This window comes from Mucilaginibacter sp. CAU 1740, assembly GCF_039839285.1.
Lineage (GTDB): Bacteria > Bacteroidota > Bacteroidia > Sphingobacteriales > Sphingobacteriaceae > Mucilaginibacter.
The window spans coordinates 285,521-312,067 of sequence record NZ_JBDOQS010000003.1 but is presented as its reverse complement, the minus strand read 5'-3'; the positions used below and the strand labels follow the sequence as shown (position 1 = coordinate 312,067).

Sequence of the window (26,547 nt, the reverse complement as noted above, 5' to 3'; positions counted from 1 at the left end):
AAATAAAATAAATTAAAATTCGTTTAAACCTTTGAACAAATCTTTGTTCATACAGTTATAATAACTAACGCAATACTTTATGAAAAAAATCTTGACTTTAATTTGCTGCACTATAGTACTTGCTGCAACATCATGTAAAAAGGAGACAAATAACATCGCTCCAAGTGCTACCACTATTTTTGATACTACACCGGCATTTACGCTTGCTAATGGTGAAGGAAGTATTCATGGCTATACCACAACCTTGAACGTTCCGGAAATAACAGAGTACTATAAGAAACACGGTGGGGTACTTGTATATCTCGATAATAGCGATGGCACGCTTGAGCAATTACCAAATGTTTATGGCGGAGTTACTTACCGATTTGCTTATGACACAGGTGTACTATATATTGACGCTCAAAATGCTGACGGAAGTTTACCTACCGGTGCTAACATCCCGCCCCCTTTGAATATCAAAATCGTACTGGTACCATAATCCAATCTAACCCAAACAAAAAAGGAGTTTTGCGTAGGCAAAACTCCTTTTTTGTTTAAAGATATATTAAGATGATTACTTAGCCATCTGATCAATAACCGCCTGTGTAACGCCGGTAAATGAGAAGCCACCATCATGAAACAGGTTTTGCATGGTAACCATTTTGGTCAGGTCGCTAAATAAGCTTACGCAGTAATCAGCACACTGATCAGCATCAGCATTACCCAGCGGACTCATTTTTTCAGCAAACTCAATAAAGCCATCAAAGCCTTTCACACCCGAACCTGCAGTAGTGCGGGTTGGTGATTGAGAGATAGTATTAACACGTACTTTTTTAGCCATGCCATATTCGTAACCAAAGTTACGGGCAATGCTTTCTAAAACGGCTTTGTTATCGGCCATATCATTGTAGCCAGGGAAGTAACGCTGAGCAGCGATATAGCTTAAAGCTACTACCGACCCCCATTCGTTAATGGCATCGTGTTTCATGGCCGCCTGTAAAATACGGTGAAGGCTTAATGCAGATATATCGAAACCTTTGTGGGTAAAATCGTAGTTGTTTTCGAAGTAAGGGATGTTTTTGCGTACGTTAACGCTCATGCCTATCGAGTGCAGGATGAAATCAACTTTACCGCCAAAATGCTCAAGCGTTTTGGTGAACAGGTTGTTAATGTCATCGCCATTGGTAACATCGGCACCAATAACCGGCGCGTTACATTCTTCGGCCAGTTTATTGAGTTCGCCCATGCGTAAAGCGATAGGGGCGTTTGATAATACAATTTCAGCACCTTCCTGTACGGCACGTTGTGCTACCTTCCAGGCTATTGATTGCTCATTTAGTGCACCGAAAATGATGCCTTTTTTACCTTTTAATAAATTATAAGCCATTTGTTAAGTTTTTATAATTGCAGCAAAGTTATAATTTTATTTATCAGTTAGTTTATATTCAACCGAAACAGTTTGGGTCGTTACCAGAGGTCTCCCATTTTCAATACCTGGCACCCATCCTCCTAAATTTTTTATAGTATTTATAACCTCTTCCTCGCAACCGTAACCTATGCCTTTCAAAACTTTAAATCCTGTAGGTTTACCATCTTTTTCTACTTTAAAGGCAATTTGTACAATACCTTCAATATTATTTTCAACGGCTTTAGCGGGATAGTGTACTTGTTGATTTACTAATTTGATAAAGCGTTCGTTACCGCCTTTGTAATAGGCAGCCGAGTGTATGCCGATAAATGGGTCATAGGCATCATCACTGATTTTACGAGTAAAGGAGGGGACGATTTTAGCGTGCGTGCGTTTTGCACTTATAATCATTTGTCCCTTTTCGTTAATATCTTTCGGCGCGGCAAACGGCAGATAAATAATTAAGAAACGGCTACCTTTATTATAAACGGGCCTGGGAGCATACAATATATTTTCTTCAACACTTAGTGTATCATTGAATTTCGCACCTTCAAGTATGAAATGTCCGGATGTGTCAGTTTGGGTTACGATATTAGTGCCTTCGAAATCTATATATTTTTGCGATGAATACAGCCTGATGTCTTTTACAGGCCGTCCTGTTTCATCATAAATATAACCACGTATATTAATGGTATCGCGCCTAACAATTGAATCTTTTTTAGTTTGTTGTGCAAACAGGTTCAAGGTTGATAGTACAAACATCAGGCAAAAAAATAACCTCATTTTTAGATTTAGGTTGTATGTTAATTAGCTAAATGCTTAGCAGTTCCCTCGCGTTCTGTAAAGCACTTTCGCCCGGCTTATCACCACTCAACATTTTAGCTATCTCCAACACACGTTCGTCTTTATTTAATTGTTTAATACGCGTAAAAGTAGCCGCCTCGCTGTCATCTTTATAAACAAAATAATGGCTTTGGCCTTTGCTGGCAATTTGCGGCAGGTGGGTGATGGTAATTACCTGCAGGTTTTTAGCCAAGCGCTCCATGATGATACCAACCTTGTTGGCCACCTCGCCAGATACGCCTGTATCGATCTCATCAAAAATAATAGTAGGCAAAGCTGTGTACTGCGCCACTATGGATTTAATGCTCAGCATCAACCGCGAAAGCTCACCACCCGAAGCCACCTTACTCATCTCGGCCAAAGCATGCCCCTTATTGGCCGAAAATAAAAATTTAATATTGTCAATACCAGTAGCCGTAAGCAAAGAAGTTTGCTCAGTAGCACCCCCTTTAAGGGGCGGGGGGGGCGTCGGGTTTTGTTCAATCTTTAAGGTCGAATTTCCCATTCCCATTTCCGCCAGCGTCTCCAACACTTGTTTCTCAATATCAGGAATTGCTTTTTTTCGATTGACAGATAATTGCGCAGCGAGTTTCTCCAACTCCGCCTTATCGGCGGCTATTTGTTTTTGCAGTTTTTCAATAGCCTCATCACTAAATAAAGCCTGCTGAATTTTTTCCGACAGATCTTCCTGGATCTGCAACAACTCGGCATTGGTATTTACCCTGTGTTTTTTTTGCAGGTTATAGATCATGCTGAGGCGGGTATTCACTTCTTCGGCACGGGCCTCGTCAATAAATGTATGCTCTTCAATACCTTCAATCTCGGCTGCAACATCTTTTAGTTCGATGATAACGCTGTTTATGCGCTGATGAAGCTCGGCCACTGCCGGGTTATATCTTTCTATTGAACCTAAAGCCTGGCCGGCTTCTTTTAGCTGGATCAACGCCGCCGCCTCGCCATCCTGTAAAAGATAATTAGCGTTTAACAGGTTGCGTTTAATTTCTTCGGCATTGTTCAGGGTATTCAGCTCCAGTTCTAAAGCTTCCTGTTCATCGGCTACTAAAACGCCTTTTTCCAATTCATCAAACTGAAACTGAAAATAATCAAGATCGGCTTTGGCTTTGTCGCTCTCGACAATGAGCTGGTTAAGCTTGCTTAATGATTTTTTGTAGGCTTTGAATTTAGTTTGATAATCAAACAAAAGATCAGCATGGCGTGCCACCGAATCAACTATCAATAATTGAAATTCCGGATCGTTGATCTCTAACGTAGCATGCTGCGAGTGGATGTCAATGAGCTTTTCGCCCAGCTGCTTCAAAGCGGTGAGGTTAACCGGGGTGTCGTTCACAAAAGCGCGCGATTTTCCATCGGCCGAAATTTCGCGGCGGAGTACCGTTTCAGTTTCGTAATCCAGGTCGTTCTCCTCAAAAAAATCGGCCAGGTGAAAGCCGCTGATCTTGAAAACGCCTTCGATAACGCATTTTTTTTGCTGGTTAAAAAAATACTTGCTTTCGGCCCGCTGCCCTAAAATGAGCGAGAGTGCACCCAGTATGATCGATTTACCCGCGCCGGTTTCGCCGGTTAATATGTTCAGGCCGCTATCAAAACCAATCTCCAGGTTATCAATAAGCGCGTAATTATTAATGGTGAGCTTTTGAAGCATAAAAAAATGTCCTCATTTTATTGAGGACACTAAATTACAAATTAAGGTTCTTTAAAAAATAATTTTTAATACTAATTGCTAAAATAATTAGCCGTTAGTTTTCGTCGAACTTTTGAGGGATGTAATCTTTCTGGTTATCCTTATCGTCCAGGTACACATCCATTTTGTCGCGATAGTCTTTCATTTTTTGTTTAAAGGCAGGGGTTTTCATATAGTCCTGCAGTTTTTTGCTGGCTTGTTTCAGGCGTTCCTGGGCTGCTTTAATATCCGGGTTGTTTTGATAAGCGCGCATCTGCTCGCCCAATTTCTGCATATCGCGTTGGATGTTTTTCATATCCGGGTTATTATAGGCAACACGCATGCTATCGCCCATAGCTTTCAACTTATCGCGTTTAGCAATAAAATCTGCCGATTGGTAACGGGCACTCATTTTTTCGCCCATCTTTTTCAGCTGCTCGGTTTGGTCTTTTACATCGGCCGGGATCTTGCTTTGCAGTTCGTCTTGGTATTTTTTGTAGTTGGGATCTTTATCGTCATTATAGCCATGATAGCCACGGTTATGCGGAATGCCGTACTTTTTCTCCAGCTCTTCGTTCATTTTTTTAAACTCTGGGCTGTTGTAATACTCGCCAATTTTGCTCCCCATTTCACCCATCTGGTTGCCCATTTTTTGTGCTTCGGAGTTATCGCCATATTCCTTTTGGAAATCTTCGCCGGCTTTTTCCATCTCGCGTTTCATTTTCTCCATCCCGTCGGTGTTGTAATAAGCTTGCAAGGCTTTACCTTTGGCTTCCATTAGCGCGGTTTGCTTTTTGAAATCTTCGCTGGCGTAGTATTTACCAATTAGTTCGCCTTGTTTGCTAACCTCGGCAGATAGCTTATCCAATTCGGCATCGTTAAGACCGCTATAATCAAAATCATTGTGGCGCTGTTTGTTTTTAACTACGTTGGCTTTGTTTTTAGCTACAACCTTTTTGTTTTTGGCAGCAACTTTACGTGTAGTATCCTCTACAAATAAGTTATGCAGGGCAACCGGAGCGGTAACTTTTTTAACGGTCAGCTTGCCATCTTTAATAGTAGGGTTAAGCCAGGCCACACTGCTAACGCCCGCAGCGGTTATAGCAAGCGCCACAAGCAGGTGGCGTACATTGCCTATAGGTTTCTTTGTTTTCATGATGCGTTCAATTCTGTTTAATAAATGATATTTTTTGCCGTTTGCAGCCAGGGCCAGCTGTAAATGCTGTTGCCTGGTTTGTTCCAGCTTAAGGAGGGCGTGCGCATAAATTAGCGGTTGTTGCGTAGTTTGCACAACCAGATCGTCGCAACTGTTTTCGCGCTCCTGGTTAATAACTCTGTTAATTAATTGGGCAAAGGGATTAAAGAATAGCAGTATGGAAATAAATTGCTGCAATAAATTGAGCAGGTAATCATTGCGTTTAATGTGCGATAGTTCGTGCAGTAAAATAGCCTCAACTTCGGTTGCCGATAAATAAGTAGTAAGGGTTATCGGCAATAAAATAACCGGACTTAAAAAGCCTATCATGCAAGGGGCATCAACCATACGGCTAAAGTTTACCCACACATTTTTTGTAATACCTAACTTTTGGCAAAGCTCGTCGGCATAGGTTTGCAGCCTGTCGGCAGGTACCATGGTACGTTTTATCAGGCTGATGCGCTGCCAGCTTAAGCTTACTTTAAGCAGGTTAAACACAAGCCCCGCAAGGTAAAGGGCTGTTATATAAGGCAGGTAACCTTTTATAACATATTCGTAATAATTGTTTTGCGGGCGGGCGGCTACTTCGCGTAGCGGCAGGTAGAAACGTGGTAATAAAGATGGCGCATTGGCAGATGTATAATTAACCCACTCATGCAGCCCGAACTGATGGATAAACGTGTATATAAACCAGGCGCTGATAACCAGCATGGCCGCCATGGCCCAGTTGTGCTTTTTAATTGCCGATAAACGCGGCGCGCAAATAAACACTAACCTTAAGGCAAACCATACCAGCAAACCCTGCCATAACGATTGCAGAACGGTGATACCCAACACCTGGCTTATATTATAGAATAAATTTTCCATCACGTTTATTTTTTTTCCTGATCAAATTGATTCAAAAAGTTTTTAATAGCATCTATCTCGTCTCGGGATGCCCGGTGCTGGCCAAGCGCCTGGATCACCAGATCGGAAGTGGAGCCTTTAAATACAGTAGACAAGATTTTATCCAAAGCGTTGCTTTGCGCCTGCTCCATTGTGAATAATGCCTTGTATAAATGTGTTTTTGAAGTGGTGTCGCGCTCAACCATTCCTTTATCGTGCATTATCTGCATCAATTTTAAAGTAGTGGTGTAGCCGGCATCCTTGTTTTTAGCAAGCTCCTCATGAACTTCACGTACGGTGCATTGGCCCTTTTTCCAAATCACCTGTAAAATTTCAAGTTCGCTTTCTGTTGGTTTAATTTCCATCTGTACCTCTATTACGAATTTCTTCGTACAAATATCTACGATGGATTTCGTATTTGCAATAGGTTGAGAAAATATTTAACATTTTTTAACGGGGGAGGGGAGTGAACTACTGTAAACTTCCAGGAGCGTCATTGCGAGGTACGAAGCAATCCCCGACTGTACAGAGCGAATTTGCTTAGTCCCTCTGCCTCTTGGGGATTGCTTCGTACCTCGCAATGACGACTTTTATATGTTTTGGGCAGCTTCTTAGCATTTTGTTAATTCCTTAATTCTATAAATTCGAGTTCAGACAACATCATAAAAGAAAAATCCCCCAAATCACTGTTCAGAAAAATCAGCGAAATCAACGTAATCACCCTCAATCAACGGTTCAGACTTTTGGTTACTTTTGCAACGAACATCCGAAATCCAAACCCATGCTTCAAATCCAACAAAACGTATCCCTCAAAAACTTTAACACTTTTGGTATCGACGTAAATGCCCGCTATTTTATTGAGATAGCCCGCGAAGAAGAACTGAAAGAACTGTTTGCCGATCCGCAATGGAAGGAGTTCCCTTTATTGGTTTTGGGTGGCGGCAGCAATATGCTAATGGTTAACGATTTTGATGGCCTCGTTGTACGGATGAATATTCGTGGGATTGAGCACCGCATTAGCCATGATGATGTATATGTAGAAGCAGGTGGAGGCGAGGTATGGAACGATCTGGTGAACTACTGCGTAGCCCGTAGTTATGCCGGGGTAGAGAACTTGAGTTTGATCCCTGGTTCGGTAGGGGCGTCGCCTATTCAAAATATAGGTGCTTATGGGGTTGAGCTGAAAGATGTTTTTCATAGCTGCCGCGCTTTCGAAATAGCAACCGGTACTTTTAGGGAGTTTAGTAAAGATGATTGCAAATTTGGCTACCGCGAAAGTATTTTTAAAGCCGAACTGAAAGGACAGTATATTATAGTATCGGTTAAGTTTCAATTATCGCTTAATGCAAATATCAATACCCGGTATGGGGCTATTGAGCAGGAGTTACAAAACAGGGGGATCTCAAACCCTACTATAAAAGATGTATCGCAAGTTGTGGCGCATATCCGGGTATCTAAACTGCCAGATCCTTCAACCATTGGCAATGCCGGCAGCTTTTTTAAAAACCCTGTGATCAGCGCTGATGAATTTGCTGTGGTACAGGCCAAATTTCCGGAGATTGTGAATTATCCCGCTGCCGATGGCGGTGTAAAACTTGCCGCCGGTTGGCTCATTGAGCAGTGTGGATGGAAGGGAAAAATCGTTGGCCATACCGGAACATGGAAGAACCAGGCACTGGTATTAGTGAACCATGGAGAGGCCACCGGACAGGAAGTGTATGATTTTTCGTCGCAAATCATAGACAGTGTGTACACTATATTTGGCGTTACCCTACAACGCGAGGTGAATATTATTAGTTAAAAACTTTTATTTAAAGTGGAAATTGGCTTTAAATGAAATTTATTCTAAATAACATTCATGTTACAAATAGGCAGTTTAAAAGTTTGTTTTTCTGCCTTTGTAATCTGTAACTTTCTGTTTTTCAGTATGGTTATTGTAATTGGATTGTAAAATATATTTGCCTGTTAAACTTTAATGCCTAAGCGCAGTGTGGAGTTTTTACCACACACTTTGGTTAAATGGCATTATGCTTGTCTAACTGTTAACACAAAACTTTAACAAAATGACAAAGATTGAGTTTAACACCCTTGTACTACGTCAGGCGACTTCATTAAGATCATACGCTTTACACTTTACGCACGACGCAGACGATGCTAACGACCTTGTCCAGGATACAATGTTGAAGGCCATAACTTACTATAACAAGTTTAAGGAAGGCACCAATTTAAAAGGATGGTTATATACCATCATGAAAAACACATTCATCAACAACTATCGCCGTTTTGTTAAAATGAGCACCTTCGTTACCAAAAGTGATGAGATCTCATCACCAAACCTGGTATTTAGTTCGACCAAAAACCAGGGTGAAGCCAAATTTGTAATGGATGATATTAAAAAAGCTTTGGACAGGTTGCCTGAAGATTATTATGTACCCTTCACCATGTATTTTGAAGGCCATAAATACCACGAAATTGCCGATCACCTGGATATCCCTATCGGTACTGTAAAAACCCGTATCCACGTAGCACGCAAACTGCTTAAGAAAAATTTGAAAGCTTACGATAACGGTGTCGCCAAACCTATTTACGCAGAGAACGAATAATTAAACTCCATCATATACCTTTATAAAAATGGAAAACCCGCTTTTTAGGCGGGTTTTTTTGTTGGCGTAATTTTCTGATTATCTTAAAAACCGCACAGCCGGCTGATAAAATATCCTCCTGGTATTGTACACTAATATGCTGTTGAAAATGATATACATGATATTTGCACCGTAAAACAGCGGAATGCTTAGCAATATCCATTCAGCCATACCTAAATTGAGAATGAAATGAGGGAGGTGGAGCATTTCACTATTCAGAAGCACCACCACAAAAACTACAAACGACAGGCACCACGAAATTTGAAAGTTAATGATCCGTTTGCAAGGTTTGTCTATTTCCTTTAAGGTTTTCCTGTTTGATAGCCATAAAGCTAATGGTATTACCACACCAGCAGCGGAAATATGATGAAACTTAAAGCAGATAAGTTAATGGTTGTAAGAAAGCGACGGCTATCATCAGGCATCGATTCGATTAATTCATCGGGCGTTTCTGTTAAAAATTCGGTATCAACGCTAAGCGCGGCCGCGAGTCGTTTAAGCGTATCGCCCCTCGCTTCGGTTTCGTCGTTTTCTATTCGTTGTACGGTTCGTAAACTTAGTTGAGCTTGGTCGGCTAATTCTTCCTGGCTTAAGCCTTTGCGGGTACGGAGTTCCTTGATTTTTTTTCCGGGGTTATAGGTTTTCATAGTTTTATAATTTTGCTCAACAAAAGTAAAGCTCCATAAAGATAAAACTTGCCGACTTGTTTACGTCATGTTTATGACATTGATTATTTTAGAGGCTTAAAGTCGTTTATTCAGCATTTTTATAGCCTCCCCGGCGGCCACTTGCCCCGAAATAATTGCAGGTGGTACACCCGGCCCCGGCACGGTAAGCTGACCGGTATACAGTAGATTATTTATGTGCTTAGCCCGCATAGCAGGTTTAAAAAAAGCGGTTTGAGAGAGGGTATTTGCTAAACCGTAGGCGTTGCCTTTAAACGAATGATAATCGGCCTTAAAATCATTAAGCGCGTAACTACGTTTTACTACTATTGAATCGCGAATGTCCTGTCCGGTAATTTTGGCAAACCTATCCATCATCAAATCAAAATATTTTTCGCGCGTACTTTCGTCATCGGTCAACCCGGGCGCTATCGGCATCAGGAAAAAGAGGTTTTCACCATCTTCCGGCGCTACCGAAGGATCCGTTTTCGAACTACAGCAAACATAAAATAACGGGTTGCTGGGCCATTGAGGTGAAGTGTAGATCTCACGTGCATGCAGTTCAAAATCCTCATCAAAAAATAAATTGTGGTGCTGTATGCCTTCTACCTTTTTATTGGTGCCGATATAAAACAGTAGGCTTGAGGGCGACATGGTGCGGTTGTTCCAGTACTTTGATGTGTAGTTTCTATGCGGTTCATTAAGCAGGTGCTGGTCAACATGTTCATAATCGGCTCCGGCAATAACCACATCGGCAGTAAATGCACCCTTGCTGGTTTGTATGCTACCTACCTGTTTGTTGTTTACCTCAATTTTAGTTACTTCAGTATTCAATTTAACTTCTACCCCTAATTCGGTAGCCAGGTTTACCATGGCTTTTACTATCTCGTTCATTCCACCCATGGGGTACCAGGTGCCAAGGGCCAGATCGGCATAGTTCATCATGCTGTACATGGCCGGGGTGTTTTGCGGGGTAGCGCCTAAAAATAGTACCGGGAATTCCAACAGCTTGATCAGTTTGGGATTTTTAAAATACTTACCTACATGTTTGCGCATATCGGTAAGTAGTTGAATGCTTAAGCTTTTTTTAATGAGATTAAGATCAATAAATTCGGTAATGGAATGGGAGGGACGGAACACATATTCGCCCATGCCAACCTTGTATTTATATTCGGCCTGGGTCAGAAAATCTTTTAGGGCTTTACTGCTGCCGGGTTCTATATGCTCAAATAGCGTTTCCAGTTCGGCCATATAAGCAGGTACATCAAGCACATCATCTTTACCATAATAAATGCTGTAACCCGGATCAAGCCGCTTCAGTTGATAATAATCGGAAGGTTTTTTGCCGAATAGTGCGAAGAAGTTTTCAAAAACATCGGGCATCCAGTACCAGCTTGGCCCCATATCAAACCTGAAACCATCCTGTTCCCAAACCCGGGCACGGCCGCCGGGCTGATCATTTTTTTCGAGTATAGTAACCTTATATCCTTCTTTAGCCAAAACGCAGGCTGCCGATAAGCCCGCGAAGCCCGAACCGATAACAATAATGTGCTTGTTGCTCATGTTTAATGTGAAGCCCAAGGTAAGCAAATTGTTTTAGGCACATTAAAAAACAATACCGCTTTGAATTTGTACTTTTGAGAAATGACCACGCGAGTGCCGATGACGAACCTGTACGATGAAGCCTGTTTTGAATGCAGTAAACTGATAACCAAAAAGTACAGCACCTCGTTCAGTCTCGGTATTAAAACCTTCGATAAAAGCTTTCGCTATCCTATTTATGCCATTTATGGCTTTGTGCGTTATGCTGATGAAATTGTGGATACTTTTCATAATTATGATCAGCAAAAACTAATAGCCGATTTTGGTGTCGAAACATTTCGGGCTATTGAAGCGGGTATCAGTACCAACCCGGTTATCCATTCGTTTCAACAGGTAGTTAACCAATATAACATCGATCATGAGTTGATCCGGGCATTTCTAACATCTATGGAGATGGACCTGGATATCAAGGATTATGATACGCAAGAATACAAAACGTATGTGTATGGTTCGGCAGAGGTGATAGGGTTGATGTGCCTGCGCATTTTTACCTGTGATGACGCTTTGTATCAATCACTGCTACCACAGGCGCGCAGCCTTGGTGCGGCTTTTCAAAAGATCAATTTTTTGCGTGATATCAAAGCCGATTATGCCGAACGTGGCCGCACCTACTTTCCGGGTGTAAACTTCAGCAATTTTACCGAACAGGATAAAAAAGCCATCGAAACAGAAATAAAAGCCGATTTTGATGATGCTTTTGAAGGTATAAAACGCCTGCCAAAAGGTACCCGGCTTGGCGTTTACATAGCCTATGTGTACTACCTGCAATTGTTTAAAAAAATAAGCTATACCCCGGCAAATGTTATCTTGCAGAAGCGCATCCGAGTATCCGACGCGCGCAAAATGAGTTTGTATATTAAAGCTGTACTACAGCAAAAGTTAAACGTTATTTAATGTTCAGAAAATTACTTTTGGCTGCCGGTATTGCGGCCTCCGTATTATTAAGTACACAGGTTAAGGCACAACAACCTGATTTGAAAGTGCTGCGCAAACAAATGGTGATAGCCGTTGAAAAAGGCAAAACCACCGATTCGCTTTATAATAACCTGAGCAATCTTAAGGAGAAAAATGGCATTACCAATGGTTTTATCGCGGCTTTATTGGCACTTAAAGCTAAATATGCCTGGAACCCGTATTCGAAAGTAAAATACCTTAACCGATCTGAGAAGTTATTTAAACAGGCGGTAGCTGCCGACCCGCATAATATGGAGATCAGGTTCATGCGTTTTTCTATTGAACACAATGTACCGTCGTTTCTTGGTTTTAATAAAGATTTGGCTACTGATGCCGAGGACATCATCGCACAGTTGGAAAAAAAAAATTATGGCACAGCCGATAAGGAGTTGACCATTGCCATTATCAAATTTCTGCTACACTCCAAGCGCTGTACCGCTGCGCAGAACCAGGTATTGAACAAACATTTAACCGAACTTTCGTGAAATATAGTTACCTGCTTATCAACTTATGTACCGTGTTTTTCCCGGTAGTACTCTCGTTTGATAAGCGGGTGCAGTTTTATAAAAGCTGGAAATTCATTTGGCCGGGCATGGCCATTACCGGTTTGTTTTTTTTGTTTTGGGATGTGCTTTTTACGCTGAAAGGGGTATGGTCATTTAATTCTGCTTATATAATTGGAGTTGATCTCTTTGGCCTTCCGCTCGAAGAGATGTTGTTCTTTTTAACCGTTCCCTTTGCCTGCATTTTTATTTATGCCTGTTTAAACTATTATGTAAAGTGGATGATGCCTTACCGGCTTACTGGCATTATTAGCAGCATGATGCTTTTGCTAAGCGTTTTAATGCTGATATTTTTTTACGATAGGCTATATACTTCTGTAACATTTGGCTTGTTGCTGTTGCTGGTTTTACTGCTGCAATATTGGTTTAAAGTTGAATGGCTGAACAGGTTTTATATAGCTTACGCGGTGGCTCTCATCCCGTTTTATATTGTAAACGGAATGCTTACCTCAATACCCATAGTATCATATAATAACGCCGAAAACATTGCACATAGAGTTGGCACCATCCCTTTTGAAGATCATTTTTATATGATGGCTTTGTTATTAATGAATATTGGCTTTTTTGAATATTTTAGGCGGAAGGAGATTACCAAATGAGCGAGTTACAGGTTTACACCAGATCGCAACTGGCCTTGCGCAACGGGCAGGACAAACCACAGATTTGGGTAGCCTACAAAGGCGATATTTACGATGTTACCGAAAGCCGCCTATGGCGAAACGGTAAACACTACGAACACTGGGCCGGGCAAGACCTAACAGCCGAATTAGCCGACGCCCCGCACACCGAAACCGTATTTGAAAAGTTTGAAAAAGTAGGAAAACTAATAAGCCCCGCATAATCAATTTACACGGGGCTTTATCTTTTAAAGTCCCCCTTCAGGGACGATTTAGGAGGATTTTACAACTCAAATGTAGCCAGGTTCACAAACTCCTGGATCCTACCGGTAATTTCTTCTTCGCTCAGGTTACGCAACCTTTCCGATCCAAATTTCTCCACACAGTATGAAGCCAATGCCGAACCGAATATGATAGCATTTTTCATATTGTTAAAGTTAACCGTACCAACTTTGGCCATGTAGCCAATAAAGCCGCCGGCGAAAGTATCGCCCGCACCGGTTGGGTCAAACACTTCGGCAAGTGGAAGGGCAGGGGCACTGAAAATTTTATCCTCGTGGAATAATAATGCACCGTGCTCACCTTTTTTAATGATGAGGTATTTAGGGCCCATGGTTAAGATCTTGCGGGCAGCCTTAACCAATGAGAACTCGCCTGATAATTGACGTGCTTCGGCATCATTAATGGTCAAAACATCTACCAGTTGGATGGTTTTTAAAAGCTCATCAAGGGCAATGTCCATCCAAAAGTTCATAGTGTCCATCACAATAAGCTTAGGGCGGTTTTTAAGCCTTGCAATAACAGTTTGCTGTACCTGAGGCGATAAGTTGCCCAGCATAAGGTATTCGCAATCTTGGTAGCTTTCCGGGATGATCGGGTCGAAGGCCTCCAGTACGTTAAGCTCTGTTACCAGCGTATCACGGCTATTCATATCATTATGGTAGCGACCGCTCCAGAAAAATGATTTTTCACCTTGTTTTATTTGCAGGCCTTCGGTGTTGACCTTGTGTTTTTGTAGGTCTTCAATTTCGTGCTGAGGGAAATCATCGCCAACAACAGCAACAATTTTTATTTTATCATAAAAGTAAGAAGCACCCAAACTTGCGAAGGTTGCCGAGCCGCCTACTATTTTATCGGTTTTACCAAAAGGGGTTTCGATGGCATCAAACGCCACAGTGCCAATAACTAACAAACTCATGTAAAGATATTTATATTTTTTCCGGCGCAAATATTGCGAAAATTAAGGGATAAATGGTCATAAGCTACCAATTGTACCTTCAATTTTTGATGCTAATAGCTTTTATTTGGGCAGATTTTTAAGAAAAGGGTGGGTTAGATGTTGGTCTGTAACTTCGATGCGCCGTATTGAAAGAAATATTTATAGGGTAAAAAAATGTAAATAGCACTGAATTAAGGGGTAAACGCACGATTTGAAAATATTTGATTTTTTTTCAAATAAAAATTGTGAAATATTCACGAAAATTATACTTTTGCACACTCCAAACCGGACAACACTCCTGAGTAGCTCAGCCGGTTAGAGCATCTGACTGTTAATCAGAGGGTCGCTGGTTCGAGCCCAGCCTCAGGAGCGGAAAGCCTCACAGCAATGTGAGGTTTTTTTTTATGTCATCGATTTTCGAATGCTTGGTCGATTAGAGCATCCCGACGATGTCGGGAGGGGCGCTGGTTCGAACCCAGCCTCAGGAGCAGAAAGCCTCACAGAAATGTGAGGCTTTTTTTATGTCATGGATTTTGGAAAAGTGAGCCGGTTGTTATGGAATCAAACGTTCCGCCCGCAACTGATCAAACAAATCGTAAAATGTTTGTTCTGTATCCTGAAAAACGGTAAAGCCAAGCTTGCGGCTTTTTGACATATCGGTCATTACCTCTATTGGGCGTCCCAGATCAAGATCGGTGTGCCAGGCTGAAGCCAATCGGCCAAGGTTACTTTCTTTTAAATTGTATTTTTGAGCAATTTCATGCCATGTATCATTATCGTTGCTAATCTCTTTCTCCAGCGATTGGATCGAACCGCTAAAACCTATGGGTTCTACACCAAAATATGCTGCTAATCGGTTCCATAATCTTTTCCAACGGAATACATCGCCGTTGACTACATTGAAAGCCTGGTTGCGGGCGGCATCGGTGGTAGATGCCCAAATAAGATGGGCTGCAAGTACCCTCGCGTCTGTCACATCAGATAGCCCATTCCATTGTGCCTCGGATCCGGGCCATACAAAGGGCCTGCCGCTCTCCTTGCAAATTGTGGCATAAGCAGCTAATGTACTGCCCATGTTCATGGCGTTGCCAATAGCCTTGCCAATAACGGTATGCGGCCTGTGAATGCTCCAGGTAAAGCCATCGCGGGCTGCTGCGACATAAATCTCATCTTCCTGGGCATAATAAAAATTCTCAATATTTAGCCGGGGGTGCTCTTCGCGCAAAGGAGTTTCGGGTAAAAAGCCATCCTTAGCGTAAGCCTCAAACGGGCCGAGGTAGTGTTTTAAGCCTGTAACCAGGGCAACATGTTGTGTAGATTTATTTAATGACAGCACATCCAGCAGGTTGCGTACCATTAAGCTATTTACCCTTATATTTTCAGCTTCCGTATCGTTACGCATCCAGGTGGTGATGTAAACATGTGTCGGCCTGATCTCTGCCAGGGCTTGTTTAAGGTTGTCCTTGTTTAATAGGTCGGCTGTTATTGGTTTCAAGCCGCTGATTTCGGTGTTGGGATTACGTGATAATCCATAAGTTTCCCAACCTTCGGCAATAAGCCTTTCGGCCAAATTACCGCCGGTAATACCGCTTGCTCCAACTACTAATGCTATTTTGTTCATACTATTTTATTATTGTTTAATCTTACATTTTGGTATGTTAGATTTTAATACAAAGATGTAGGAGGATACTTATTTAACCGATGACCTGAATCAATAAATTGGGTTGATTTGGATCAAGTGGTTGGTGTTTAATTTGTAGACAATCAGTGTTTTAGTGTGTATTTTTGTTCGCTTTTAAATATAATTTTATCGCATGATCAGTGTGCTTTTTAGCCATATCGAAGAAAAAGTTGCTCTCACTAAACAAGACAGGGAGAAGATTAGCACCTACTTTGTGGCGAAAAAATTGAGGAAAAAACAATATCTGCTGCAAGAGGGAGATATATGCAAAAATCTTGCGTTTGTTGCCAAAGGTTTACTTCGCACATATAATGTTGATGATAAGGGAGATGAGCACATGAGCGTTTTTGGTTGGGAAGGCTGGTGGATATCTGATTTTAACAGCTTTTTATCGGGCGAAAAAGCAGTGTTTAATATCGATGCTATTGAAAGCTCCGATTTGCTTTTGATATCCCGGCCCGATTACGAAGCATTAACACTTGATGTGCCAGTTATGGATCGTTATTTCCGCATTTTGTATCAAAATAGCCTTATTACAAAAGAACGACGGTTGATGGGGTCTATCACCTACACAGCCGAAGAAAAATATGTAAAGCTCGCAGAATCAAACCCACAACTTATTAAGCGCGTACCGCAAAACCTCATAGCCTCTTACCTGGGTATAGCACCCGAAACTTTAAGCCGTATCAAGAAAAATTTGCTGAGAAAAAGGTAGTGAGGTTTTGATATAACAGGTTTGATAGCGTAATTATGATTGAGTTTACATTAAACAATTAACCATCCCCCATGAGCTTACTTATAACCACCATAAAAAAGCTGATCACAATCAGCGCGGATGAAGAAGCGATCTTGACTAATTTATTTAAACCTCTTAACTTAAAAGCGGGCGAATATTTTCTTGAAGAAGGGCAGCTATGCCGGTATGTAGGGTTTATTGAGGAGGGGCTGGTGCGTTATTATATGAACGATGATGGCAACCAAAAAACCCTATACTTTAATAAAGAGGGCGAATTTGTATCTAACTACCAGAGTTTTCTTCCACGTGTGCCCTCTAATACCAGTATCCAAGCTATTGAGGATACCGTTTTGCAGGTAATAAACTATGCGGATATGCAGAGGATGTATTCGGATGTTAAAGAGGGCGAAAGGCTTGGCCGGTTGGGCATCGAACATGTATTTTTAAATAGCATACAACAGTTAAAATCTTTTTACAAAGATTCGCCGGCCGATAGGTATCAGGAGTTTTTACGCTGTTACCCAGATCTGGCGCAGAGGATTCCGCAGTATTACATAGCCTCATATGTAGGCATCAAGCCCCAGTCGTTATCAAGGATCAGGAAAAGATTGGTCGAACCGAAATAAGCAACCGCTTTCATTAATTAACCGAGGTGAACGAAAAAAGGCCCCCGGTTAGGGAGATTTGTACCATTAATTATATCAATAATGGAAACACAGATCAAACAACAAAACTGGGGAATACGTTCGGTTTCATACTGGATCACCCTCTTATTAGCGCTCGGAATAATTTTTATCGGTGCACGCTTCATTGTAAAGCCCGAAATTGGCGCAACCGGGTTCGGCATATCCTTTAACAACGTTCACGATGCCGTTTACGGCAGGATCAAGGGTATCCGTGATATTTTTTCGGGCATTGTTTTATTGCCGTTACTGGCAATGCGGATGCGAAAAGCAACCGCCTGGGTGTTTACAACTACCATAGTTGTTCCCTCGGTAGACTTTCTGATCATACTAACCACCAATGGGGCCGGCGATATTGAACATCTTTTAATTCATGGGGTAACAGCTGTTGTCATGATAGTGAATAGCTTCCTGTTATTTCATACATATGATCACTCAGTTAAAGGATAAAAGAAATGAGCATTTTGGTTAGTCAAATATTATTAGCAGTAGCCATTTTAACTACCGGTGTAGTTTATGGAACTGATGTTTTTCACGCAATAGTTGTAAAAAAAGCTGCTGCCTTAAGCAGTGACCAGTCCCTTGCGGATATGATGGGGCATACACACTTAGTTGCCGATAAAAGGATGCCTTTGGTAGGCGTTTCGGGTATTATAAGTACCCTGCTGCTATCGGTACTTAATTATAATACCTCGTTGGTTATGTATTCGGGTGCGGCATTTCTCGCGCTCATTCTGCACCTGTTTATCTATTTAAAAGTGGCCAAACCTATCAATCAGCAAATGTCGGCCGGGGTTGTTGCAAAACAAATGCCTTCGGGGATCAGGTTATTGCAGTTGCGATGGGATAGTGTGATCGCTTATCGCGCTATACTGTTGGCAGTAGCGATGGTTTCTCTTATCATCGGGGCTTTTATGGTTGGAGCCTGCGATTTAGTCAAATAATTGGAATTGTTTATTTCCTGTTGAATAAAAAATTGTGAAATATCAACAGAAATTATACTTTTGCGCCACTCCAAACCGGACAAACACTCCTGAGTAGCTCAGCCGGTTAGAGCATCTGACTGTTAATCAGAGGGTCGCTGGTTCGAGCCCAGCCTCAGGAGCAGAAAGCCTCACAGCGATGTGGGGCTTTTTTATGTGAAATTTTTTTGAGCTTAGCGGTTATTGATTTAGTTCAGCACCTATTACTTGCCCTGTTTCGTCAGGGGTTGCAGTTAATGGTTCATCTCTCTTCCGCCTGCGAGGCGGAATAACCTTTCCTTGTTTGTGGCTCAAAATTAAAAGCACAATGGTTGCCACAAAACAAAACAAGGTTGCCTGAATTGACCCTTCCGGTCCAAATAACCCACCGGTAAGCCATTCTGGTCCTGTAATTTTAGAGGTTATTAACGTTTTTGAAATGGAGTTTCCTGATACGTTGGCTCCAAAAATGGCAGACTGTGTAAAATTCCAGGCAAAGTGAATGGCAATTGGGAACCACAAATTTCTTGTATAAATATAAGCCGCAGCGAGTAATAGCCCCGCCTGTATAGCAAGCCCAATCCCCGCTATAACAGAACTATGAGGGTTAGCAAGGTGCATGGCTCCAAATAAAGCGGCCGAGATTGCCATAGCTGCATAAGTTCCCAGCTTTTCTTCTGTAATTCTGAAGATTATTCCCCGCAATAATATTTCTTCAATAATAGCCGAAGTAAATGCCATGATTAATGGCGGCATTACAAATTGGATTGGGTTGATCGATACTACTTTATACCCACCACTTAAAAATATCGTTAAAATGGTTAATGATTGTAAAATTGCACCCAAACCGGCACCAATGGCAATATTTTTAACAATACCTTTCTTGGATAACTCCGTAATTTCTCGTTTTTCGTAAAACTTATACAGATATTGGTAAGTAATTATTGCGAGTGCAGATACAAACAACCCGCTTATCAATGCCTTTAAATCTTTGCTTGCGTTTGTAAATAACAGGTTTTGTATAATAAACTGTCCGAGCCTAACGGTTGCAAGGCAGGTTATAAGGCCAAGTATGATCTTTGCTAAAGAAGTGTTTAATATTTTTTGCAGGAAGTTAGTTTTCATTTATGAGTTTTCGGGTTCAGCTTTTTTAATATTTTGCGTTTGATTATGAATTTCCCCCATTGTTACAAGCTGATTGTTAATTGTGCGGCTACCGGATTGCAGCGCATGCTAATCACTTAGGTTACCGCAGTTCATCGAAAACAAGTTAATTGATAAAATTGAAAGGTAGCTAACAATCTCAAATATCATCCACAGTAAACCTTCAAACAGATTTACTTTTATTTTTACATCAGTTTATAGGCAGCTAAACCCAATTGGCATTTAACAAATAATGAAAAATAAAGAGCAATTATTAGCCCATATCAGTGCCGCGTTCCCCTTAAATGAAAAGGAGATAGCCGATCTGTGTTTGCTGTTTAACGAACGTAAGATAAAAAGACGCGGTTTCATTCTTCAACATGGCGATATATGTAAACATTTTACATTTATAGTTTCGGGTTGCTTTAAAATGTATGGTGTGGATCAGAACGGCAAAGAGCACAACCTTGAGTTTGCTGTTGAAAACGAGTGGCTAACCGATCTGTCAAGCTTTTATTCGGAGCAGCCGGGAGTTGTTTATATTGAAGCCATTGAACCATCAACCATATTACAGATCAGCCGTCCCGACTTAATTTACCTTTATGCTAATTACCCTAAATTGAACAGCACGTTTCGTATTGTTATCGAGCGTAAATATATAGCACTGCAAAATCGTGTACTGCAAAATATCAGTGCCGGGGCCGAAGAGCGTTATGTGAATTTCATTACACAATTTCCGGCACTTGCCAACCGTTTACCCAATACCCAGATCGCTTCATACCTTGGCATTACCTCCGAATTTTTAAGCAAAATAAGGAAAGACCTCGCGCATAAGCGCCTCAACCCTTAATATATCTTAAGTGTATTTATTACAATAGTTTATTGGCTGGCTATTTGGCGCTTACTGACATTTGTATTGTTGATTATTTAAACAATATAAAATGAAAGAGTTAATGAAAGCGGTTGTATTAACCGATAATAATTTAAGCGTACAAAATGTAGAGAAACCGGAAACTGCCGAACCCGGTCACCTGATCATAAAAATGAACTCGGCAGCCATCAATTCGGGCGATAAGTTTTTTCTGCGTTTCGCGCCCCTTCCCTGGATGGTTAGGAGCCGACATGATATAAGGGGCGTATCCGGCGTAGGTGAGGTTACTCAAACGGGGGAAGGTGTACCCACCGAATATGTTGGGAAAAATGTGGCCTTTTATCGCCAGTTAAGCTACAGCGATAGCGCTGCGGGAACATGGAGCGAATTTGCTCATTTGCCTTATTTAGATTGTGTTATACTGCCTGGTGATGTTGACCCGGCAGATTATTCGGGCACTGTAGTGAATACAATTACACCCTTTGGTTTTTTAAAACAGGCTACAACCGAAGGGCATAAGGCAATTATCAGCACAGCGGGTAATTCGGCTACGGGGATAGCATTGTTGGGCCTTTGTTTAACATATAATGTTCCGCTAATCTCGATTGTAAGAAGCGAACGTGGCAAAACAGAGCTGGAGGCCTTAGGTGCAAAAAATATTGTTGTACAGGCCGATCCGGATTTTGATAAAGTATTATCAGAGCTTGCAAATACACTATCTGCAACAGCCATATTTGACGGTACCGGTGGCGAGACCCTCACAAGGGTATTCCCGCTGATCCCGGCAAACTCGGTTATTTATTCGTATGGTTATATAGGCGATGGCGTTCCGTTCGCGTTTCATACCAGTATCATGTCGGTCAGGAATATTAGCATCCGCTCGTTCTCCAACCTCACTACCGATACCGTTAAAAATCCTGAAAATTTGGAAAAAGCGTTAAAAGATATAGGCGAAATTATTCATATGCCTCATTTTAAAACCAAGATCGGGAAAACGTTTAAACCGGAAGAGATTAACGAAGCGTTAGCTTACAAATCTGATACAGGCGGCAAAGCGGTATTGGTGTTTTAGCATCTGTGTATAAATTGTTTAGGTTAGTCTGATCGCTCATCGCATTGCCGCCCCATATTGATCCCAAAAGCTTGATAAGCCTCATATGTTTGTGAGGCTTTTTATTTTTACAGGCCGCGCCGTTTTAAAATAAGTTGATACCGCTGGTCCGTCACTTTTTTTTAACGGTTCATCACATTTTACTTCCACAACAAAAATAGGCTTTGTACCATTGCAGCAGCAAACACAAATCTTATATCACAAAGCCATGTTTAAACAGATCAACTTAAAATTTAAAAATGATGCCGTCCGGATCGAATTTTGGATCGCTACGGCGTTTATAATTGCGGGGGTATTCATATCTATATTTGATCTGGCACACCAAAATCAATTGAGTACAGAAACCTTGATGCCCGTGTTATTCAGCTACCTTGTAGTGTTTACGGTGTATCTTTTGCTTTGCTTTTACCTTGCACCGGCTTTTGAGGGGGACGGTAAAGTTTCTTTGCAGGGTTCGTTGTTCCTACTGGTTTTCCTGGCGCTTTGCTACATGGTAGGTATTATCAATATTTATTTTACTGCCCTGCTCGCCTTTAAATTGCTATTCATTTATTTCAACCGTAACCAACAAAACAGCGACGGCGCTTTATACAGTGAAGCCACTTTGCTTACCGCATCATGGATCATGATAACCGTGGGGCTGCTTTATCTTTCTACACCGTTATTAACCCTGTTTTACCTGCTCATTGTCGTACCGGTCGCAATTGTTTTATACTTATATGCTGTGCATGTATTATTGCCCGCCATGTATTCGAGAAACAAGAACGGGTTTTATTATTCGCTGCGGATGTTCCTGTTTACCTTACTATCATGCCTCGTAGTATACCTAATTTGTTTACTATTTAAAAGCTCGGATACCGCATTACCGAGACCGAAGGCGGGTGCGGTAATGACTATTGATATCGGAACCGGGGACAACACTCAAAATTTAGTAGCGTTAAATTTCTTCACGCAACTATTGCTGATAACCCCAATTGCATTCAGCACTTATAAGCGGCGTAACAGAAAAAATCAGGAAGAAATTAAGATGTTGAAGACCGAGCTCGGCCAATCAGACGCGAACCTTACTTTTTTAAAATCGCAGATCAACCCTCACTTTTTATTTAACGCCTTAAATACGCTGTACGGCACCGCCTTGCAGGAACAGGCCGGGCGAACAGGTGAAGGCATCCAGAAACTGGGCGAAATGATGCGTTTTATGCTGGAGGAAAATATAAAAGATACCATAACGCTTGCGCGGGATATTGAATACCTGAAAAACTATATCCTGTTGCAAAAATTGCGTAGCGCCACCTCAGAATCCATCACTATTGAAACCGATATCGAGGAGTACCAGGGGCCGTTAAACATTACGCCAATGTTGTTGATCCCTTTTGTGGAGAACGCGTTTAAGCATGGCATCAGTTTGCAAAACCCATCGCGCATTGAGGTTGCATTGCAAATTGAGGGCGATACCCTTTATTTTGATGTACATAACAGCATTCACAGCAGGCAGGAGAATGATCCGGAAAAGGAGCGGGGCGGCATCGGGCTTGAAAACGTTAAACAACGGCTCAATTTGCTATATCCCAACCGGCACGAACTGGTGATCCGCGAAAATGCACGGGAGTTTTTTGTTCACCTCACTATGCAACTGGCCGTTAATCAGTAATTTTAAAGTATGATAGCCATCGCCATTGATGATGAACCCATAGCCCTTGATGTAGTGAGGGCACATGCTGCTATGGTGCCCTTTATCGAGCTAAGAGAGGTTTTTACCAATGCCTTTGAAGCCCTAAGCTATATCCAGAAAAATAAAGTCGACCTGATTTTCCTGGATATTAAAATGCCAGACATCAGCGGCCTCGATCTATTGAAAAGCATGAGCAACGCGCCTATGGTTGTTTTCACCACGGCCTATTCTGAACACGCGGTACAAAGTTTTGAACTGGACGCGGTAGATTATCTGCTGAAACCTTTCGCCCTGCCGCGTTTTCTGAAAGCCTGCAATAAAACGTATGACCTGTACACGCTCCGAAATAAACTTCAGGATAACGAGCCTGAGCAGTCTATCTTTATTAAAGATGGTTATGAGCAAATAAAAGTAAAGCTTAATGAGATCCTATTCATAGAGGCCGCGGGCAACTATGCCCGGATTTTTTTGGAGGGTAATACTTCGCTAAGCACCCGCATCACCATTACAGATATGCAGCTTATGCTGCCTGCCAAAAAGTTTATCCGCACCCACCGGGCATTTATTGTTGCGCGCGATAAGGTGAGCAAATTTGATAAAACACAGATCAGCATTAATGAGCACACCATTCCTATAGGTGCAACTTATGCTCAATGCATGCAAATGCTATAGTATTTTTCCTGCCCCATGTTTACGTATCATTATTGATATGTTACGATAATTAATTTCTTCCTAACATAAAATTTACTTGCTTGTAGGATATTCGCCGCGGATAAATATGGCAGCGGGATATGCCGGTTATCCTCAAATCTCCATGGTACAGAAGCATGGCTTACTCAGCCTTTGCCGTACCTAATTAAAAACATTAAGCAATTAAACAGAATTTGTAAGATGAATTCAAGAAGAGACTTTTTAAAAAAGGCAGCTTTATTATCCGGCAGCGCCGCGGCAATAAACATGTTGCCACCCGTAATACAAAAAGCCCTGGCTGTTAATCCCGAGCCGGGCAGTACTTTTTATGATGCCGAGCATATTGTGTTCCTGATGCAGGAAAACCGATCGTTCGATCACCAGTTAGGTACGCTTAAAGGTGTGCGTGGTTATAACGATCCACGCGCCATCAACCTTCCCGATAAAAATAAAGTCTGGCTGCAAACCAACGATAAAGGCGATACTTACGGCCCTTTCCATTTAGATGTAAAGGATACCAAAATTGCCTGGATGGGCTCATTGCCGCACGGCTGGAGCGACCAAACCGATGCCATGAACAATGGTAAATACGATAAATGGCTTGATGTAAAAAAAGCACGCAATAAAAATTTTGCCGATATGCCCCTAACCATGGGCTATTGCAATCGTGCCGATTTTCCGTTCTACTACTCCCTTGCCGATGCCTTTACGGTGTGCGACCAAAACTTTTGCTCGAGCATAACCGGTACCCATCCTAACCGTTATTACTGGATGACCGGCACCGTGCGTGAGGCCAACAAACCCGAAGGTGTTGCCCACCTATGGAACATCGACAACTATAATTACCCCGTACTGAACTGGACTACCTTTCCCGAGCGTTTGGAAGAACACGGCGTAAGCTGGAAAGTTTATCAAAACGAACTGACCATGGGCCTTGATTTTGGTAACGAGGAAGAAGCCTGGTTGGGTAACTTCGGTACCAACGTATTGGAGTATTTTGAGCAATACAACGTACGCATGCACGAGGGCGGCATTGCCGGTTTGCAATCGAAAAAAGAGAATACCCTGAAACAGATTGCCGAAATGGAAAAGCAGCCGCAAGAGGGCAGGGTAGTTACCCGCCTTGCTGCCGCCAAAAAACTGTTGGCTAATATTGAGCTGGCGCAAGCTAAATACACTAAAGAGAATTTTAATAACCTGCCTAAAACACAGCAGTCGTTAAATAACAAAGCGTTCACCACCAATATAAGTAATCCCGATTACCACAACCTGGAATCGCTGGAATATAATGACAATGGAACCAGCCGCAAGGTGAATGTACCTAAAGGCGATGTTTTCCACCAGTTTAGGGAAGATGTAAAAAATGGTACGTTGCCAACAGTATCATGGTTGATGCCGCCTGCTAATTTCTCAGACCATCCGGGCGAGCCATGGTTTGGTCCGTGGTATGTGAGCGAGGCGATGGAGATCCTGCTGCAAAACCCAGAGGTGTGGAAGAAAACCATTTTTGTGATCACCTATGATGAAAACGATGGTTATTTTGACCACGTTCCTCCATACATAGTTCCAAATCCTTATAAAGAACATACCGGTAAAGTATCTGCGGGGATCGATCCAAAACTTGATTTCGTTACTAAAGAACAGCAAACCAACCCATCTGCAACAGATACCAATATCCGCGAAGCTGCCATTGGTTTAGGTTACCGTGTGCCGATGATCATCGCCTCGCCGTGGACACGCGGTGGGTACGTATGTTCGGAAGTGTTTGACCATACTTCATCAATTCAATTTGTTGAAGACTTTTTGGCGAAGAAGCTCAATAAAAAAGTTCAGGAAGAAAATATCACCCAATGGCGTCGTACCATTTGCGGTAACCTTACATCGGCTTTCCGCCCTTACAATGGCGAAAAAATAGATGGTCCGGTATTTTTAGAAAAGAAACAGTTTATTGAAGATATCCACCAGGCGCAGTTTAAGGAGGCTCCCGCCAATTTTAAAAAGCTTTCGGTTGCCGAAATTGAGCAGATCAATACAGATCATACCCAATCGCCATATTTTCCTAAACAGGAAAAAGGTGTTAAGCCATCGTGCGCATTGCCTTACGAGTTGTACACCAACGGGCATTTTAATAAAGAAAGCAATACTTATGAGATAGCTTTTAAAGCCGGTAACACAGTACATGGCATCCGCTCGACAGGTTCTCCGTTTAGAGTGTATGCTGTTAATCAATACCAAAAAGAGCAATTACGTGCCTGGGATTACAGTGCCGCCGCAGGCGATACCTTAACTGATGAGTGGAAGATAGGCGATTTTGAAAACGAAGCATACCACCTGAAAGTTTACGGCCCTAACGGTTTTTACCGCGAATTTACCGGTAACAATAACAACCCACAGGTTAAAATTACTTGTGACTATGAAGCCAGTCGATTAAACGCCGCTAAGCTTACCGGTAATGTGGTTGTTAATATTGCCAATCACGATAAAAAAGCGCATACCGCGGTGATTAGCGATAAAAGTTATAAAGCGCAGGCTCAAACCCAGGTAATACCTGCCGGTGGCAGCACGAGGGTTGTTGTAAACCTTGCTAAAAACCACAATTGGTACGATTTGGGCGTAAAACTAAAAGGCTACGATGCTTTTGAAGAACGCTTTGCCGGTCGTGTGGAAACAGGCGCTCCAACCAAAACCGACCCGTTAATGGGTGGCGTTGTTTAATTATTTTGACGAAGGGCTAATTACTAATGT

26 protein-coding genes and 2 tRNA genes are annotated in these 26,547 nt (G+C 41.9%); 18 read left to right on the top strand and 10 right to left on the bottom strand.

Annotated features, from left to right (window positions below; all coding sequences use genetic code 11):
* Positions 1 to 79: 79 nt before the first annotated feature.
* Positions 80 to 478 (top strand): hypothetical protein, encoded by a 399-nt coding sequence (locus AAFN85_RS08860; RefSeq protein WP_347526791.1) that lies wholly within the window; start codon positions 80 to 82, stop codon positions 476 to 478.
* Between the two features lie 75 nt (positions 479 to 553).
* Here AAFN85_RS08860 and AAFN85_RS08855 read toward each other — a convergent pair whose 3' ends face one another.
* The 5 genes from AAFN85_RS08855 to AAFN85_RS08835 all read right to left on the bottom strand — a co-directional run bounded on the left by AAFN85_RS08855 (position 554) and on the right by AAFN85_RS08835 (position 6,356).
* The gene (locus tag AAFN85_RS08855) at positions 554 to 1,366 is read right to left on the bottom strand and encodes an SDR family oxidoreductase (RefSeq protein ID WP_347526790.1); all 813 of its coding nucleotides are present in this window, start codon (positions 1,364 to 1,366) and stop codon (positions 554 to 556) included.
* Between the two features lie 36 nt (positions 1,367 to 1,402).
* Positions 1,403 to 2,149: an energy transducer TonB gene (locus AAFN85_RS08850; RefSeq protein WP_347526789.1), complete on the bottom strand. Its 747-nt coding sequence runs from the start codon at positions 2,147 to 2,149 to the stop codon at positions 1,403 to 1,405.
* Positions 2,150 to 2,198: 49 nt separating this feature from the next.
* Positions 2,199 to 3,893, bottom strand: a complete 1,695-nt coding sequence (gene recN, locus AAFN85_RS08845) for a DNA repair protein RecN (RefSeq protein WP_347526788.1) — start codon at positions 3,891 to 3,893, stop codon at positions 2,199 to 2,201.
* 94 nt (positions 3,894 to 3,987) lie between these two features.
* Entirely contained in the window at positions 3,988 to 5,973 is a 1,986-nt protein-coding gene (locus AAFN85_RS08840) for a M56 family metallopeptidase (RefSeq protein ID WP_347526787.1), read from the bottom strand.
* A 5-nt stretch (positions 5,974 to 5,978) separates the two neighbouring features.
* A complete protein-coding gene (locus AAFN85_RS08835) occupies positions 5,979 to 6,356 on the bottom strand; it encodes a BlaI/MecI/CopY family transcriptional regulator (protein ID WP_347526786.1) in 378 nt (125 codons plus the stop codon).
* Positions 6,357 to 6,772: 416 nt separating this feature from the next.
* On the opposite strand from AAFN85_RS08835, the gene murB reads away from it, so the two are divergent.
* A complete protein-coding gene (gene murB, locus AAFN85_RS08830) occupies positions 6,773 to 7,792 on the top strand; it encodes a UDP-N-acetylmuramate dehydrogenase (RefSeq protein ID WP_347526785.1) in 1,020 nt (339 codons plus the stop codon).
* 262 nt (positions 7,793 to 8,054) lie between these two features.
* Positions 8,055 to 8,594, top strand: a complete 540-nt coding sequence (locus AAFN85_RS08825; protein WP_347526784.1) for a sigma-70 family RNA polymerase sigma factor — start codon at positions 8,055 to 8,057, stop codon at positions 8,592 to 8,594.
* Between the two features lie 380 nt (positions 8,595 to 8,974).
* Here the strand turns inward: AAFN85_RS08825 and AAFN85_RS08820 are convergent, their stop codons facing one another.
* Complete coding sequence (locus AAFN85_RS08820) at positions 8,975 to 9,280, bottom strand: helix-turn-helix transcriptional regulator (protein ID WP_347526783.1); 306 nt, start codon at positions 9,278 to 9,280, stop codon at positions 8,975 to 8,977.
* 96 nt (positions 9,281 to 9,376) lie between these two features.
* A complete protein-coding gene (gene crtI / locus AAFN85_RS08815; RefSeq protein WP_347526782.1) occupies positions 9,377 to 10,861 on the bottom strand; it encodes a phytoene desaturase family protein in 1,485 nt (494 codons plus the stop codon).
* Between the two features lie 81 nt (positions 10,862 to 10,942).
* Between crtI and AAFN85_RS08810 the strand changes: the two genes are divergently transcribed.
* The 4 genes from AAFN85_RS08810 to AAFN85_RS08795 are packed head-to-tail and all read left to right on the top strand — an operon-like array spanning position 10,943 to position 13,258.
* Positions 10,943 to 11,794 carry a phytoene/squalene synthase family protein gene (locus AAFN85_RS08810; protein ID WP_347526781.1) on the top strand — a complete coding sequence of 284 codons (852 nt, stop codon included), beginning with the start codon at positions 10,943 to 10,945 and terminating at the stop codon, positions 11,792 to 11,794.
* Positions 11,794 to 12,339 (top strand): hypothetical protein, encoded by a 546-nt coding sequence (locus tag AAFN85_RS08805; protein ID WP_347526780.1) that lies wholly within the window; start codon positions 11,794 to 11,796, stop codon positions 12,337 to 12,339. The genes AAFN85_RS08810 and AAFN85_RS08805 overlap by 1 nt, the downstream gene beginning before the upstream one ends.
* Positions 12,336 to 13,016 carry a lycopene cyclase domain-containing protein gene (locus AAFN85_RS08800; RefSeq protein WP_347526779.1) on the top strand — a complete coding sequence of 227 codons (681 nt, stop codon included), beginning with the start codon at positions 12,336 to 12,338 and terminating at the stop codon, positions 13,014 to 13,016. Before AAFN85_RS08805 ends, AAFN85_RS08800 begins: the two co-directional genes overlap by 4 nt.
* Positions 13,013 to 13,258 (top strand): cytochrome b5 domain-containing protein, encoded by a 246-nt coding sequence (locus AAFN85_RS08795; RefSeq protein WP_347526778.1) that lies wholly within the window; start codon positions 13,013 to 13,015, stop codon positions 13,256 to 13,258. Before AAFN85_RS08800 ends, AAFN85_RS08795 begins: the two co-directional genes overlap by 4 nt.
* 59 nt (positions 13,259 to 13,317) lie before the next feature.
* Here the strand turns inward: AAFN85_RS08795 and AAFN85_RS08790 are convergent, their stop codons facing one another.
* Positions 13,318 to 14,232 carry a PfkB family carbohydrate kinase gene (locus AAFN85_RS08790; RefSeq protein WP_347526777.1) on the bottom strand — a complete coding sequence of 305 codons (915 nt, stop codon included), beginning with the start codon at positions 14,230 to 14,232 and terminating at the stop codon, positions 13,318 to 13,320.
* A 317-nt stretch (positions 14,233 to 14,549) separates the two neighbouring features.
* On the opposite strand from AAFN85_RS08790, the gene AAFN85_RS08785 reads away from it, so the two are divergent.
* A tRNA-Asn gene (locus tag AAFN85_RS08785) sits at positions 14,550 to 14,623 on the top strand.
* 183 nt (positions 14,624 to 14,806) lie between these two features.
* Here AAFN85_RS08785 and AAFN85_RS08780 read toward each other — a convergent pair.
* Entirely contained in the window at positions 14,807 to 15,874 is a 1,068-nt protein-coding gene (locus AAFN85_RS08780) for an SDR family oxidoreductase (RefSeq protein ID WP_347526776.1), read from the bottom strand.
* A gap of 193 nt (positions 15,875 to 16,067) precedes the next feature.
* On the opposite strand from AAFN85_RS08780, the gene AAFN85_RS08775 reads away from it, so the two are divergent.
* From AAFN85_RS08775 to AAFN85_RS08755, 5 genes are all read left to right on the top strand, one after another.
* Positions 16,068 to 16,649 carry a Crp/Fnr family transcriptional regulator gene (locus AAFN85_RS08775; RefSeq protein ID WP_347526775.1) on the top strand — a complete coding sequence of 194 codons (582 nt, stop codon included), beginning with the start codon at positions 16,068 to 16,070 and terminating at the stop codon, positions 16,647 to 16,649.
* A 71-nt stretch (positions 16,650 to 16,720) separates the two neighbouring features.
* Positions 16,721 to 17,296 (top strand): Crp/Fnr family transcriptional regulator, encoded by a 576-nt coding sequence (locus AAFN85_RS08770; RefSeq protein ID WP_347526774.1) that lies wholly within the window; start codon positions 16,721 to 16,723, stop codon positions 17,294 to 17,296.
* A gap of 81 nt (positions 17,297 to 17,377) precedes the next feature.
* Positions 17,378 to 17,803, top strand: a complete 426-nt coding sequence (locus AAFN85_RS08765; RefSeq protein ID WP_347526773.1) for a DUF4267 domain-containing protein — start codon at positions 17,378 to 17,380, stop codon at positions 17,801 to 17,803.
* Positions 17,804 to 17,808: 5 nt separating this feature from the next.
* Positions 17,809 to 18,297 (top strand): hypothetical protein, encoded by a 489-nt coding sequence (locus AAFN85_RS08760; RefSeq protein ID WP_347526772.1) that lies wholly within the window; start codon positions 17,809 to 17,811, stop codon positions 18,295 to 18,297.
* 87 nt (positions 18,298 to 18,384) lie between these two features.
* Positions 18,385 to 18,458 (top strand) — tRNA-Asn (locus AAFN85_RS08755).
* Between the two features lie 58 nt (positions 18,459 to 18,516).
* Here the strand turns inward: AAFN85_RS08755 and AAFN85_RS08750 are convergent.
* Positions 18,517 to 19,440, bottom strand: coding sequence for a type II CAAX endopeptidase family protein (locus AAFN85_RS08750; protein ID WP_347526771.1), 924 nt, complete (start codon positions 19,438 to 19,440; stop codon positions 18,517 to 18,519).
* Between the two features lie 271 nt (positions 19,441 to 19,711).
* On the opposite strand from AAFN85_RS08750, the gene AAFN85_RS08745 reads away from it, so the two are divergent.
* The 5 genes from AAFN85_RS08745 to AAFN85_RS08725 all read left to right on the top strand — a co-directional run bounded on the left by AAFN85_RS08745 (position 19,712) and on the right by AAFN85_RS08725 (position 26,517).
* On the top strand, positions 19,712 to 20,308 hold the full coding sequence (locus AAFN85_RS08745) for a Crp/Fnr family transcriptional regulator (protein ID WP_347526770.1): 597 nt from the start codon (positions 19,712 to 19,714) through the stop codon (positions 20,306 to 20,308).
* Positions 20,309 to 20,399: 91 nt separating this feature from the next.
* Positions 20,400 to 21,401, top strand: coding sequence for a hypothetical protein (locus tag AAFN85_RS08740; protein ID WP_347526768.1), 1,002 nt, complete (start codon positions 20,400 to 20,402; stop codon positions 21,399 to 21,401).
* A 247-nt stretch (positions 21,402 to 21,648) separates the two neighbouring features.
* Positions 21,649 to 23,091: a histidine kinase gene (locus AAFN85_RS08735; protein ID WP_347526767.1), complete on the top strand. Its 1,443-nt coding sequence runs from the start codon at positions 21,649 to 21,651 to the stop codon at positions 23,089 to 23,091.
* Positions 23,092 to 23,100: 9 nt separating this feature from the next.
* Entirely contained in the window at positions 23,101 to 23,784 is a 684-nt protein-coding gene (locus tag AAFN85_RS08730) for a LytTR family DNA-binding domain-containing protein (RefSeq protein WP_347526766.1), read from the top strand.
* 219 nt (positions 23,785 to 24,003) lie between these two features.
* Positions 24,004 to 26,517 (top strand): phospholipase C, phosphocholine-specific, encoded by a 2,514-nt coding sequence (locus AAFN85_RS08725; RefSeq protein WP_347526765.1) that lies wholly within the window; start codon positions 24,004 to 24,006, stop codon positions 26,515 to 26,517.
* Positions 26,518 to 26,547 lie beyond the last annotated feature (30 nt).